Genomic DNA, 12,738 nt, shown 5'->3' on the forward strand with positions numbered 1-12,738 from the left:
TTCATCCTGAGCCAGGATCAAACTCTCCAATAAAGTTAGTTTGTCTAGCATCTAAAATAAAAATTGACGTTTCACGTTGTTTGTTTCGTTCAGTTTTCAAAGAACTACTTGATCGCTCGTTTGCGACTTCCTTATGTTAACATCTTCGTTAGTTAATGTCAACTAAGTTTTTCAATTTCTTTTTGTCGTTTTCTGCGTTTCCGCATCAGCGACGGTTATTAATTTAACATATACAAACTATTAACGTCAACACTTTTTAATAAAAAATTCTTTTTCTTACATAACGAATACATTCTTCTGTGTTAGCTACTCTCCGGAATAAACAGAAAATGATTTTATATCTTTCTTCCATGGCTTTTTTTACAACTTCATGAATACGCTCATCTTCAAAATCAAATAAAAGTTCCTCTAATTCTCTCTTCAATATGTATTCCATTTCTTTTCTCTCTTCTTTTGTCAACATCAGCCCAAGCAAACAATCACCTCAATAATTCCTTACGCAACAATAAACGTTCCGCTCATTTTCAATTATCACAATCCTATCATCCATTATATCCACTACTTACGATATTAATCCTTTGTTCTCTTTTTTATATTTCCAGCATATATGTAACTGAAAAGGATTGGACAAAGGGGCGTAATATTATGTTTTTCTTTTTTATTACGAGTAAGAGAAATTTTAAACACATTAGCTTAATAGTGATACTGTCCTTATTTACAGCATGGCTACTCTTTTTAAAAACATATTCACATGAATCTGCTTTTTCAACTGCTACAGGCCCTAAAGTAATTTACAAAGGAGACACGGCTAAAAAGCAAGTTGCATTTACGTTTGATATTAGTTGGGGAGACAAAAAAGCAATTCCAATCCTAGATACTCTTAAAGAAAAAGAAATTAAGAATGCAACCTTCTTCCTTTCTGCTGCATGGGCCGAAAGACACCCCGATATTGTAGAGCGAATCATGAAAGATGGACACGAAATCGGTAGTATGGGGTACAATTACACATCCTATACTTCTCTAGAGACAAATGAAATAAGACGAGACCTTTTACGAGCACAAGATGTTTTTACGAAACTTGGTGTAAAACAAGTCAAGCTGTTACGTCCACCTAGTGGCGAATTTAACAAAGCAACCCTTAAAATCGCAGAATCACTTGGATACACCGTCGTGCATTGGAGTAATAATTCAAACGATTGGAAAAACCCAGGTGTAAATAACATCGTTTCCACTGTCTCTAATAATTTGAAAGGTGGAGATATCGTCTTATTACACGCATCCGATTCTGCCCTTCAAACAAATAGAGCTTTACCGCTGCTCCTGCAAAAAATAAAAAGTGATGGATATGAGCAAATATCCGTTTCACAACTTATTTCCAACACAAGTACGAAAAGTGAGGATGTGAAGTAGCTTCTTCCCTACTACTCTTCACGCATAAAAAGCTCTACTACCTTTCAAGAAGGTGGTAGAGCTTTTTTAATCATACCATTTACAACATTATAACTGCTGTTGTATAAAACCTCTCTATTAAGCTGATTTACTTGTTTTTCCGATTAAACGATGTAATACAAGTAATTGATATGCATTACATAACAATAGCGGTATAACCATTAAATATAACCAATCTGTATCATTAATCCGAAGCGCCGGTACCCATTCAAGGATCGTTACAACAACCATAAAGAACAGAGCTGGCACAAATGCTTTTTTATTTGTTTCTTTACTTTTTACATAAGCAACAATTGCTCCAAACACAAATAACATTCCAGCAACAAGTATATTATTCCCTAACGAGACTTCCCCATTTGCAATAAGTACAGATCTTAAATACACAAAATCAAATAATACGAATGCAATAAAGAAGAGCTGGACTGCATTCCATAAAGAAGATGAGCGAAACATTCCTAGTCCAAAACGGTGGATTGTTAAATATGCAAAGAATCCCATTTGACTTATAACACTAAAAATAAATCCTACACCCATCAGCCAGAAAGATACTGCTAAAATCTCCTTACCGTCGAAATTTTGAAAAAATTTATCATACTTGTCCCACTCCAAAACAAAACCAATAATAACTGTGCTAATCCCACCAAGAAACAACGTCGTTAAAAATAGTCGTACCCACTTGCGGCTATTCACAACACATCCCCCATTATCCTTATATTTCTAATTAAATTGTATCAATGACAATTTCAAAAAGCTAGCCATGTTCATGTATAAATTCCTTAAAGATATTTATATTAAAAAGAGAGAACTGTGCTGAAAGGAGTTCCAACTTATGAAACGGATGCTATTCATTTTCGTTTCTTCTTTTCTACTTATCGTACTTGCAGCATGCGCACAAGGAAAAGAAACGAAATCCGAACTAGATTACGATCAAACAAAGAAAATGATTGTTGATATTTTAAAAACAGATCAAGGTAAGAAAGCTATTCAAGATGTATTAACTGATGAAAAAATGAAACAAGCACTCATACTAGATGAAACAGTAGTAAAGAAAACGATTGAAGATGCCATGGTATCCGATAAAGGGCAACAATTCTGGGAAAAGCTCTTTAAAGATCCTGAGTTCTCATCAAAATTTGCTAAAAGTATGGGGAAAGAACAAACTCAATTAATGAAAACCTTATTAAAAGACCCTGAATACCAAGCAGGCGTTATAGAAATTATGAAAAATCCTGAAGTAGAAAAAATGATGTTACAAACAATGAAGAGTAAAGAATACCGTCAATATCTACAACAAGTACTAACAGAAACTGCTGAAAGTCCACTCTTCCAAGCCAAGATGATTGATATCATTAGTAAAGGTGTGCAAAAAGCTGAAAAAGGCGGATCTGGCAAGAAAGAAGCAGGCGGTGACGGTGGTTCTCAAGGCGAGAAGAAGGAAGAACAGTAAAAAATAATAACTATAATAACGAGTGGACAATTTATATATTGTTCACTCGTTATTACTTTATCTTGCTATTAACAGACAAAATGGACCCCTCTAATTAAGCGAAAGGTTTACTAGCAACAAAAGCCTTATTGTTGTCAGTAACAGGTGAACCCCACTGATTAAAGTTTCACTTTATTTTTGTGTAACAGCTGTTTTATCAATTACTGTTTCAGCTATTTTACTATAAATAATGCCCGTTGTATGTGTATCTTCATATACTGAAGGAGCAAAGTCTTCTTTATTCCAATCGGGTTGTTGCAGTGGAATACGACCAAGAACATTCGTTTGTAATTCGGTAGCTAACTTATCTCCCCCACCTTTTCCAAATACATATTCTTTCTCACCAGTTACCTTACTTTCAAAATATGCCATATTCTCAACAACACCAAGAATACTATGTTCAGTGCGCAATGCCATCGCTCCAGCACGCGCTGCTACAAACGCAGCTGTTGGATGAGGCGTCGTTACAATAATCTCTTTGCAAGATGGCAACATTGAGTGCACATCTAACGCAACATCACCTGTGCCTGGTGGCAAATCTAGTACTAAATAATCTAAATCGCCCCATTCTACTTCTGTGAAGAAGTGGTTTAACATTTTCCCAAGCATAGGTCCTCTCCAAATAACTGGTGCATTATCCTCTACAAAGAAGCCCATTGAGATTACCTTTACACCTAAACGTTCCACCGGAATTATCTTGTCACCTCTTACGATAGGACGTTTTTCTATCCCCATCATGTCTGGCACACTAAAACCGTAAATGTCCGCATCAATAATACCAACTTTTTTTCCTAAACGAGCTAAAGCAACTGCAAGGTTAACGGAAACAGTTGATTTTCCCACGCCACCTTTTCCACTCGCTACTGCTAAGAATGTTGTTTTTGAATTAGGTGACAATAAAGATTCACTTTGCTCTTCTTCTTGTTCCGGTGCAAACTGAGCTAATTCCTCTTCTGTAAATTCTGCAAAACGAAGTCCAACTGTTGCTGCCCCAAGTTCTTTTACTAACTTTACAATTCCAGACTGCAACTGCATTTGTTCCGCTGTACCGGTTTTTACGATTGCAATTTTGACACTCACATGTTCCTTCTCTGGCTTGACTGTTACCTCTTTAATTGCACTTGTTTCTTTTAATGTTTTATGTAAAAACGGATCTACAATCCCTTCTAACGCTTCAACCACTTGCTCTTTCGTTACCATAATTAGCCCAGCCCCCTGTATGAAAAATAACGTAATGTTAATTGAATTTATCTCTGCTTATCCTTGAAATAAATGCGTTTACATTTCCAGTATAACATATTTTCCGAAAACTTCGTTAACGAGAGAAGCTCAAAAAAATCCTCCTTATTCTGGAGGATTTCCTTTTTCCGTGAAATAACGTAATATACCACGGTATATTGCAGCTGCTACCTTTTGCTGATATTTCTCCGAATTTAACATATACCTTTCGTTCACATTCGATAAAAAGCCAGCTTCAATTAAAGCACCTGGTGTTTTAGAATACTTTAATAAATATACATGCGAAATTGTCTTAGCAGAACGATTCGTGTTCTCTAAACTTGTTCTCAATTCAGCCTGTATAAATTTTGCAGCACGTTCATTTTCAATCGAAGAGCGGTAATAGAACGTTTGTGCGCCTTTCGATCCACTACTAGTTAAAGCATTTAAATGAATACTTGCAAAAAAGTCTACATCAGGTTTATTGATGATTTCTACACGTTTTTTTAAATCCTCTGCTTTACGTCTACTATATGACTTTGTATCTTTGTTAGCTAAATCATAATCTCCCTCACGCGTTAAAATAACTAGTGCACCTTGTTCTTGTAAATAGTCTTGTACCTTTTTTGTAATTTCAAGCGTAATATCCTTTTCTATAATATCCTTTCCACCAACAGCCCCTCCATCTGGTCCACCATGCCCAGCATCTAACACAATTACTTTCCCTGATAAGGGTAAATTCCAAGCTCGCCACGATTTTGTAATTTGAAATTCTTGCTTGACTAAAAAAAACAATACAACCGCAGCGAGTGCAAAAGAGATAATTCGAATTCTCTTCATACCTTTCCTCCTCCAGCTAGTCCCTCTAATTACTTATATGGGACAAGAGGAAAGTTTATGCTTGTCTTAATGAAGCTTTAATCGATATCTTCTTTCACCTTTTTCATACCCTTCTTGCCACCACAATCCTATAAACTGCTGACAAGATTCAAAAAGTAACTCCTCATCTTTCAACTTTATTTCTCGCATAGTCATACTCGTTAAAAATTGAAATAGCGTTTCAGTTAATTGTTGTTGTTCTTCTAAAGCTCTATATTTCACATCAAAAAACGATTCACCATAATAACCAAATTTACTGTATCTCGCTCCTAATAAATAAGATTCTATCCCTAATTCAATACAGTAATCTTCATACTGACGATGAAGCTCTTGCATTTGAAAGGCATCACGAATATTTGAACGCAATGTTTTTAATGATAATTCCCGCAACATCTTCCGCTCGTATTTTAACTGCTTTTCTTTTTGTTTTTCTTGTAAGCTGACAATGACATTCATAGTACATATAAACCTCCCTAATACGTATTAGTCTAAACTTCTAAAGAAGAAGCATACGCGTGGCGGGAGCACTAAAATATTCCAAGCTATAAAAATTGCAAAAGAGGAATGAAACATAAAAAACCCCAACCAAAATGGTTGGGGTTTGTAGTTCGCAAAAATTAACGTTTTGAGAACTGAGGTGCACGACGTGCGCCTTTAAGACCGTATTTTTTACGCTCTTTCATACGTGCGTCACGAGTTAATAGACCTGCACGTTTTAATGTTAGACGGTATTCTGGATCAGCTTTTAATAAAGCGCGAGAAATACCGTGACGAATAGCACCAGCTTGACCAGTGTATCCACCACCATTTACGTTTACAAGTACATCGTAGTTACCTAAAGTTTCTGTTGCAACTAGAGGTTGTTTCACTACTTCACGTAATGCAGCAAATGGGATATAGTTTTCAAAATCACGACCGTTAATGATAACGCGTCCTTCGCCTGGAACTAGGCGTACGCGCGCTACTGAACTCTTACGACGTCCAGTGCCATAGTATTGAACCTGTGCCAAAGTAAGCCCTCCTTTAATTAATTATCCGCGAAGTTCGTAAACTTCTGGTTTTTGTGCTTGGTGTGGATGCTCTGCTCCAGCATACACGTTAAGTTTCTTAGAAACTTGACGGCCTAAGCGTCCTTTTGGAAGCATGCCTTTAATTGCAAGCTCTAACATTTGTACAGGGTAGTTTGTACGCATTTCAAGAGCTGTTCTTTGCTTAAGTCCACCTGGGTGGTTAGTGTGACGGTAGTAAATTTTATCGTTTAATTTATTACCTGTTAAATGAATTTTCTCAGCGTTAATAATAATTACATGATCACCCGTGTCAACGTGTGGTGTAAATGTAGGTTTGTTTTTACCACGTAAAATGGATGCTACTTCACTAGCAAGGCGACCTAAAGTTTGACCTTCAGCATCAACCACATACCATTTACGCTCAACTTCGTTAGCTTTTGCCATAAAAGTCGTACGCATGTGTTTCCCTCCTCGTTATCTTTTCCATAGAAAAAATCTATTGTTTATCTTAAACACGATTTCCTTCCGGGGCTAATCGTGGTTTTAGAAACAATACCATATGTTATGATATACTTTTGAGTTTCTAATGTCAAGCAAATGTTACACCAGGATTAGTTGTTATAGTTTACCTCCCATAAGTAAAGCCCATGACCTGGAGCCATCTTTCCAGCAAACTGACGATTTTGTTTCGCTAAAATCTCTGGAATGCTATCAGGATCAAGCTTTCCTTGCCCTACGCTAAGTAACGTACCAACAATAATTCTGACCATATTATATAAAAATCCATTACCTACAAAACGAAAAATTATTTCATCATTTTGTTCAATTAACTCGATTTCATAAATTGTTCGCACTTTATCTTTTTTGTCAGTTTTTGCCGAACAAAAAGAAGTGAAATCATGTGTTCCAATAAAATAAGGAATTGCTTTTCTTATAGAGTTGATTTCGAGCGGGTATGGATATTGATATACGTAATTTCTACGGAATACATCCGCAGTCTTTGATAATAATACACGATAACGATATTCTTTTTTCTCAACACCGTAACGTGCATGAAATTCTTCTGTTTTTTTCTCTACTTGCCTAATAACAATATCATCTGGCAACATTGTGTTTAAAGCATTAATCCATTGCCATTCTTCAAGAGACAAAGGAGTATCAAAGTGTATTACTTGTCCTTTTGCATGAACTGTAGAATCTGTTCTACCAGATGCCTGAACACGAACAAGTTCTCCCTTATGCAATTTCTGCAATGCTTTTTCTATCTCCTGTTGAACAGTACGATGGTTCGGCTGAATTTGATAACCACAAAAATGCATGCCATCATATGCAACCGTACATTTTATTCTATCCATTTCCCTATTCTCCATTACGATCGCACCCATGCCAAAATACAAGCTAAACAAAATAAGCTGACAATCGTTACTGTATCGCTTGTTTTCCAGCGTAGTTGCCTAAATTTAGTACGTCCTTCACCACTTTGATATCCACGAGCTTCCATCGCAATGGCTAAGTCCTCTGCACGCTTAAAAGCACTGATAAACAGAGGAACGAGCAGTGAAATAATAGCTTTCATTCTATCTTTTATCGGTCCCCCGGAAAAATCAATACCACGTGACGCTTGTGCTTTCATTATTTTACTCGTTTCATCCATTAATGTCGGGATAAAACGAAGAGAAATTGACATCATTAATGCGATTTCATGAACAGGAACCTTTATACGCTTCAACGGCTTTAATAACGTCTCCAAACCATCTGTAATTTCAATAGGTGTCGTCGTTAACGTTAATAATGTCGTCATTAAAATAATAACGAAGAATCGTACAGAAATGTATATCCCTTGCTCTAATCCTTTTTCATATATCGAAAACCAACCAAGCTGGAATAGTACATCCCCCTCTTTATTTGTAAAAATATGCAGGAAGAATGTAAAAAGAAAAATCCATAAAATTGGTTTTAAGCCCGAAAGTACATAACGAATCGGCACTTTTGCAAAAAATAAAGCAATGAGTGCATATAAAAATAAAAATCCATATGAAATCGCATTATTTGCTAAGAAAACAACAAATACATATAAAAAGACAATCAGCAGCTTCGTACGTGGATCAAGTTGATGAATAAGTGAATTCCCCGGGATATATCTCCCAATAATCAACTGCTGCATGATTCATGACCACCTTTTCGTAACACCTGCACAACTTCATGAGTAAGATCCTCTAAAGATAAGGTAGCCTTTGGAATTGAAATACCAAACTTCTCTTCAATTGCACGTTTATACTTTAATGACATAGGAAGATCCACACCAATTTTCTCTAGTTCATCAGCATGTGAAAATACTTCCTCTGCACTTCCTTGCAAAAAGACCGTTCCTTTATGCATAACTACAATCTGCTCCGCATACTGAGCAGCATCCTCCATATTATGCGTTACAAGGATGACTGTAAGACCCTTCTCCTTGTGCAGCTTATAAAACATCTCCATAAGTTCGTTCTGCCCTTTTGGATCTAGTCCTGCTGTAGGTTCATCTAATACAAGCACTTCAGGTTCCATTGCCAGTACACCCGCTATAGCAACACGTCTCATTTGTCCACCACTTAATTCGAACGGAGAACGTGCTAACAGTTCTGGTTCTAGCCCTACAAGTTCAATTGCCTTTCTAGCCTTTTGCCTTGCTTCGTCTACAGATACTCCAAAATAAGTAGGGCCGAAACAAATATCTTTCTCCACAGTCTCTTCAAACAACTGATGTTCTGGGAATTGAAAGACAACCCCTACTTTCTTACGTAGTGGCTTTAGCTTTTTTTCTTTCTTTCCTGCCGAAATCAAATGTTCACCAATTTGAACTGTACCATTTGTCGGCTGCAATAAACCATTTAAATGTTGAATCATCGTCGACTTTCCTGAACCAGTATGACCGATAATGGCATAATAGCCCCCACTTGGAAACGACACGTCTACATCATAAAGTGCGCGTCTTTCAAATGGAGTTTTATATTGATAACGATGTTCTACTTTTTGGAATGTAATCTCCAAAGTTCGTTCACCAAGCTTTCCATTGTAAGATGCGTATTTTGCAAGAGAATTTCATTTCTTTTTAATAATTCTGCTATTTTCACCGAAAACGGTACATCTAAGCCAATTTCTTGGAGCATATGAGAGGATTTGAAAATTTTTTCTGGAGTCCCTTCCTCTAATATTTCTCCCTTATTTAAAATAATGACACGATCTGACTGTGCCGCTTCTTCTAAATCGTGCGTAATTGATAACACGGTAATACCTTTTTGAGTAACAAGTTGTCTAACCGTTTCTACTACTTCACGTCTCCCTTGAGGGTCTAACATTGACGTTGCTTCATCTAATATTAAAATAGATGGTTGAAGTGCTAAAACGCCTGCTATTGCCACTCGCTGCTTTTGCCCACCAGATAAGGAATGAGGCTCATCATTAAGAAAATCTTCCATACGGACAAGTTGCAAGGCCTGTTCTAATCTTTCAATCATTTGTTCTCTTGGCATTCCGATATTCTCCAAGCCAAATACAACATCATCTTGCACTGTCGTTCCAACAAATTGATTATCTGGATTTTGAAATACCATTCCAATTTGTTTTCGAACATCCCATACCGTTTCCTCTGATAAAACCATTGTATCATTTACTGTAATAGTCCCTGCTTCTGGCAAAAACAAACCATTCAATAATTTTGCAAGTGTAGACTTTCCTGAACCGTTTTGACCAATAATAGATACCCATTCTCCCTCATATAAGGAAAATGAAACATCTTTTAATGCATAAGTGGCTGCCCCAGGATATTGAAATGATATATTTTCTATCCGAAGTTTCTCTTTTTTCAATAGAAGGCACCCTTTCCTTCGCCAAGTTAGCCTATTTTTATATTTAAAAAAAAGGGCCATGACCAGTTTCTTGAAAAGAACTGTCCTGCCCTTTTAATTATCATTATACTAACTCGATAATTACCATTGGTGCTGCGTCTCCGCGACGTGGACCAATTTTTGCAATACGAGTGTATCCGCCTTGGCGCTCAGCATAGCGTGGAGCTACATCAGCGAATAGTTTTTGAAGTGCATCTTGACCAGTCTCAGCGTTAGCTACTTCATTGCGAATGAAAGCTGCTGCTTGACGACGAGCATGAAGATCTCCGCGTTTACCTAAAGTGATCATTTTTTCCACTACAGAACGAAGTTCTTTTGCACGAGTTTCTGTCGTTTGGATGCGCTCGTTGATAATTAAATCAGTAGCTAAATCACGTAACATAGCTTTACGTTGCGCACTTGTACGGCCTAATTTTCTGTATGCCATTCGTAGTTCCCTCCTTTGTTGATGGGTTTAAATCCTCAGTCGTCTTTACGTAAACCTAAACCTAATTCCTCAAGTTTATGTTTAACTTCTTCTAAGGATTTACGTCCTAAGTTACGAACTTTCATCATATCTTCTTCTGTTTTGTTCGCAAGCTCTTGTACAGTATTAATTCCTGCACGTTTTAGGCAATTATAAGAACGAACAGAAAGGTCTAGTTCTTCGATAGTCATCTCAAGAACTTTCTCTTTTTGATCTTCTTCCTTCTCGACCATAATCTCAGCATTTTGTGCTTCATCAGTTAAACCAACAAAGATATTTAAATGCTCAGTTAAGATTTTGGCACCTAAAGAGATAGCTTCTTTTGGCCCGATGCTTCCATCCGTCCATACATCAAGCGTAAGCTTATCATAATTAGCCACTTGTCCGACACGTGTCTTTTCCACTTGGTAAGTCACACGTGATACTGGAGTATAAATAGAATCAATAGGAATTACTCCTATTGGTTGATCTTCGCTTTTATTTGCATCAGCTGGCGTATACCCACGGCCACGCTTTGCAGTTAAACGCACGCGGAAATGCGCATCTTTTGCTAACGTTGCAATGTGTAAATCTGGATTTAAGATTTCTACATCACTATCGTGAGTAATATCAGCAGCTGTGACAATACCTTCGCCCTGTACATCAATTTCCAACGTCTTCTCTTCTTCAGAGTAGATTTTAAGAGCTAACTTTTTCAAGTTTAAGATGATCGTCGTAACGTCTTCTACTACGCCCTCAACTGTTGAAAATTCATGTAATACGCCATCGATTTGGATAGCAGTAACAGCGGCACCAGGGAGTGAGGATAAAAGAATACGACGTAAGGAGTTACCCAAAGTAGTACCATATCCACGCTCAAGCGGTTCAATTACGAATTTACCATATTTAGCATCTTCGTTAAGTTCAACCGTTTCGATTTTCGGCTTTTCGATTTCAATCATTAACTAAACCCTCCTTCAAAACGTCGAAACCCCGGTTAAACAAAGGTATAACCCCTGTCTAACCGAAAGTCCCCCTTAGGCAGTTCCCGATTGTGCACAACAAGCGATGTTTCTGTACGAAATTTCTCGATAATGCATCATATCCATTATAGACAAAAGGGAAAATTCTATACAGAAAAATTACACACGACGACGTTTTGGTGGACGACATCCATTATGAGGAACTGGAGTAACATCTCTAATTGCTGTTACTTCTAGACCTGCAGCTTGAAGAGCACGAATTGCAGCTTCACGACCAGCACCAGGACCTTTAACAGTAACCTCTAAAGTTTTTAAACCGTGTTCCATTGCAGCTTTAGCAGCAGTTTCAGCAGCCATTTGCGCAGCGAATGGAGTAGATTTACGAGATCCACGGAAACCAAGTGCACCAGCACTAGACCAAGAAAGTGCGTTACCGTGAGTATCTGTAAGTGTTACGATTGTGTTGTTGAAAGTAGAACGAATATGAGCTATACCAGCTTCAATATTCTTTTTCACACGTTTTTTACGAGTGTTTGTTTTACGTGCCATTGTTAGTTCAACCTCCTTTACTTATTATTTCTTTTTATTTGCTACTGTACGACGTGGACCTTTACGTGTACGAGCATTGTTTTTAGAGTTTTGACCACGAACTGGTAAACCACGACGGTGACGAAGACCACGGTAAGAACCGATCTCCATTAGACGTTTGATGTTAAGAGATACTTCACGACGAAGGTCTCCCTCAACTTTAATACGATCGATGATATCACGGATACGTCCTAATTCGTCTTCCGTTAAATCACGAACTCGTGTTTCTTCAGAAATACCTGCTTCAGCAAGAATTTTTTCAGCAGTTGTGCGACCAATGCCGAATACGTAAGTTAAAGAAATAACAACGCGTTTGTCTCGAGGAATATCTACACCTGCGATACGTGCCATTACGAATGCACCTCCTTCTGATTAACCTTGTTTTTGTTTATGTTTAGGGTTTTCACAAATAACCATTACTTTTCCACGTCTACGAATAACTTTACATTTTTCGCAGATTGGTTTAACTGACGGTCTTACTTTCATGTCTCGAACCTCCTTAAAGATTACGGAGTGCTATATTATTTAAAACGGTACGTAATACGACCACGATTTAAATCGTACGGAGATAATTCTACCGTAACTTTGTCTCCTGGTAAAATACGAATGAAGTTCATACGGATTTTACCAGAAACGTGAGCCAATACGACATGCCCATTCTCTAATTCTACTTTGAACATAGCATTTGGCAACGTTTCAAGAACGGTACCTTCGACTTCAATTACATCATCTTTAGCCATTCAATAGTTCTCCCTTCTTCAAATCAGTAACATTTTACACTGCTCTGAAA

General features: G+C 37.3%; 19 protein-coding genes. 2 read left to right on the plus strand and 17 right to left on the minus strand.

Annotated elements, in window-relative coordinates; genetic code table 11:
- Nucleotides 1-256 precede the first annotated feature (256 nt).
- Nucleotides 257-475 carry a hypothetical protein gene (locus MR168_RS10365; protein ID WP_000901147.1) on the minus strand — a complete coding sequence of 73 codons (219 nt, stop codon included), beginning with the start codon at nucleotides 473-475 and terminating at the stop codon, nucleotides 257-259.
- 170 nt (nucleotides 476-645) lie between these two features.
- On the opposite strand from MR168_RS10365, the gene pdaB reads away from it, so the two are divergent.
- Nucleotides 646-1,410: a polysaccharide deacetylase family sporulation protein PdaB gene (gene pdaB / locus MR168_RS10370; protein WP_000464703.1), complete on the plus strand. Its 765-nt coding sequence runs from the start codon at nucleotides 646-648 to the stop codon at nucleotides 1,408-1,410.
- A 117-nt stretch (nucleotides 1,411-1,527) separates the two neighbouring features.
- Here the strand turns inward: pdaB and kbaA are convergent, their stop codons facing one another.
- A complete protein-coding gene (gene kbaA, locus MR168_RS10375) occupies nucleotides 1,528-2,139 on the minus strand; it encodes a KinB signaling pathway activation protein KbaA (protein WP_006921137.1) in 612 nt (203 codons plus the stop codon).
- A gap of 139 nt (nucleotides 2,140-2,278) precedes the next feature.
- Here kbaA and gerD point away from each other — a divergent pair, with 139 nt between their 5' ends.
- On the plus strand, nucleotides 2,279-2,896 hold the full coding sequence (gene gerD, locus MR168_RS10380; RefSeq protein ID WP_242291255.1) for a spore germination lipoprotein GerD: 618 nt from the start codon (nucleotides 2,279-2,281) through the stop codon (nucleotides 2,894-2,896).
- A gap of 171 nt (nucleotides 2,897-3,067) precedes the next feature.
- On the opposite strand, the gene MR168_RS10385 is transcribed toward gerD, so the two are convergent.
- The 15 genes from MR168_RS10385 to infA all read right to left on the minus strand — a co-directional run bounded on the left by MR168_RS10385 (nucleotide 3,068) and on the right by infA (nucleotide 12,688).
- Nucleotides 3,068-4,135 (minus strand): Mrp/NBP35 family ATP-binding protein, encoded by a 1,068-nt coding sequence (locus MR168_RS10385; RefSeq protein ID WP_000256628.1) that lies wholly within the window; start codon nucleotides 4,133-4,135, stop codon nucleotides 3,068-3,070.
- A gap of 144 nt (nucleotides 4,136-4,279) precedes the next feature.
- Nucleotides 4,280-4,993 carry an N-acetylmuramoyl-L-alanine amidase CwlD gene (gene cwlD / locus MR168_RS10390; RefSeq protein ID WP_000822439.1) on the minus strand — a complete coding sequence of 238 codons (714 nt, stop codon included), beginning with the start codon at nucleotides 4,991-4,993 and terminating at the stop codon, nucleotides 4,280-4,282.
- A 66-nt stretch (nucleotides 4,994-5,059) separates the two neighbouring features.
- On the minus strand, nucleotides 5,060-5,488 hold the full coding sequence (locus MR168_RS10395) for a DUF2521 family protein (RefSeq protein ID WP_086412300.1): 429 nt from the start codon (nucleotides 5,486-5,488) through the stop codon (nucleotides 5,060-5,062).
- A 161-nt stretch (nucleotides 5,489-5,649) separates the two neighbouring features.
- On the minus strand, nucleotides 5,650-6,042 hold the full coding sequence (gene rpsI / locus MR168_RS10400; RefSeq protein WP_000079986.1) for a 30S ribosomal protein S9: 393 nt from the start codon (nucleotides 6,040-6,042) through the stop codon (nucleotides 5,650-5,652).
- 21 nt (nucleotides 6,043-6,063) lie between these two features.
- Nucleotides 6,064-6,501, minus strand: coding sequence for a 50S ribosomal protein L13 (rplM, locus tag MR168_RS10405; protein ID WP_001260793.1), 438 nt, complete (start codon nucleotides 6,499-6,501; stop codon nucleotides 6,064-6,066).
- A 152-nt stretch (nucleotides 6,502-6,653) separates the two neighbouring features.
- Entirely contained in the window at nucleotides 6,654-7,397 is a 744-nt protein-coding gene (gene truA, locus MR168_RS10410) for a tRNA pseudouridine(38-40) synthase TruA (RefSeq protein ID WP_002098927.1), read from the minus strand.
- Nucleotides 7,398-7,411: 14 nt separating this feature from the next.
- Nucleotides 7,412-8,206 (minus strand): energy-coupling factor transporter transmembrane component T family protein, encoded by a 795-nt coding sequence (locus tag MR168_RS10415; protein WP_016126170.1) that lies wholly within the window; start codon nucleotides 8,204-8,206, stop codon nucleotides 7,412-7,414.
- A complete protein-coding gene (locus MR168_RS10420; protein ID WP_086412301.1) occupies nucleotides 8,194-9,075 on the minus strand; it encodes an energy-coupling factor ABC transporter ATP-binding protein in 882 nt (293 codons plus the stop codon). The genes MR168_RS10415 and MR168_RS10420 overlap by 13 nt, the downstream gene beginning before the upstream one ends.
- Nucleotides 9,051-9,893: an energy-coupling factor ABC transporter ATP-binding protein gene (locus MR168_RS10425; RefSeq protein WP_000711757.1), complete on the minus strand. Its 843-nt coding sequence runs from the start codon at nucleotides 9,891-9,893 to the stop codon at nucleotides 9,051-9,053. Before MR168_RS10425 ends, MR168_RS10420 begins: the two co-directional genes overlap by 25 nt.
- 103 nt (nucleotides 9,894-9,996) lie before the next feature.
- On the minus strand, nucleotides 9,997-10,359 hold the full coding sequence (gene rplQ, locus MR168_RS10430) for a 50S ribosomal protein L17 (protein ID WP_000331490.1): 363 nt from the start codon (nucleotides 10,357-10,359) through the stop codon (nucleotides 9,997-9,999).
- Nucleotides 10,360-10,394: 35 nt separating this feature from the next.
- Nucleotides 10,395-11,339 carry a DNA-directed RNA polymerase subunit alpha gene (locus MR168_RS10435; RefSeq protein ID WP_000569643.1) on the minus strand — a complete coding sequence of 315 codons (945 nt, stop codon included), beginning with the start codon at nucleotides 11,337-11,339 and terminating at the stop codon, nucleotides 10,395-10,397.
- A 180-nt stretch (nucleotides 11,340-11,519) separates the two neighbouring features.
- Nucleotides 11,520-11,909 (minus strand): 30S ribosomal protein S11, encoded by a 390-nt coding sequence (gene rpsK / locus MR168_RS10440; protein ID WP_000101798.1) that lies wholly within the window; start codon nucleotides 11,907-11,909, stop codon nucleotides 11,520-11,522.
- 24 nt (nucleotides 11,910-11,933) lie between these two features.
- Nucleotides 11,934-12,299, minus strand: a complete 366-nt coding sequence (gene rpsM / locus MR168_RS10445; protein ID WP_000090788.1) for a 30S ribosomal protein S13 — start codon at nucleotides 12,297-12,299, stop codon at nucleotides 11,934-11,936.
- Between the two features lie 21 nt (nucleotides 12,300-12,320).
- The gene (gene rpmJ, locus MR168_RS10450; protein ID WP_000868344.1) at nucleotides 12,321-12,434 is read right to left on the minus strand and encodes a 50S ribosomal protein L36; all 114 of its coding nucleotides are present in this window, start codon (nucleotides 12,432-12,434) and stop codon (nucleotides 12,321-12,323) included.
- Between the two features lie 35 nt (nucleotides 12,435-12,469).
- A complete protein-coding gene (gene infA / locus MR168_RS10455; RefSeq protein ID WP_001029884.1) occupies nucleotides 12,470-12,688 on the minus strand; it encodes a translation initiation factor IF-1 in 219 nt (72 codons plus the stop codon).
- Between the last annotated feature and the right edge of the window lie 50 nt (nucleotides 12,689-12,738).

Source organism: Bacillus cereus group sp. BfR-BA-01356, assembly GCF_022663635.1.
In the GTDB taxonomy this organism is placed as follows: domain Bacteria; phylum Bacillota; class Bacilli; order Bacillales; family Bacillaceae_G; genus Bacillus_A; species Bacillus_A cereus.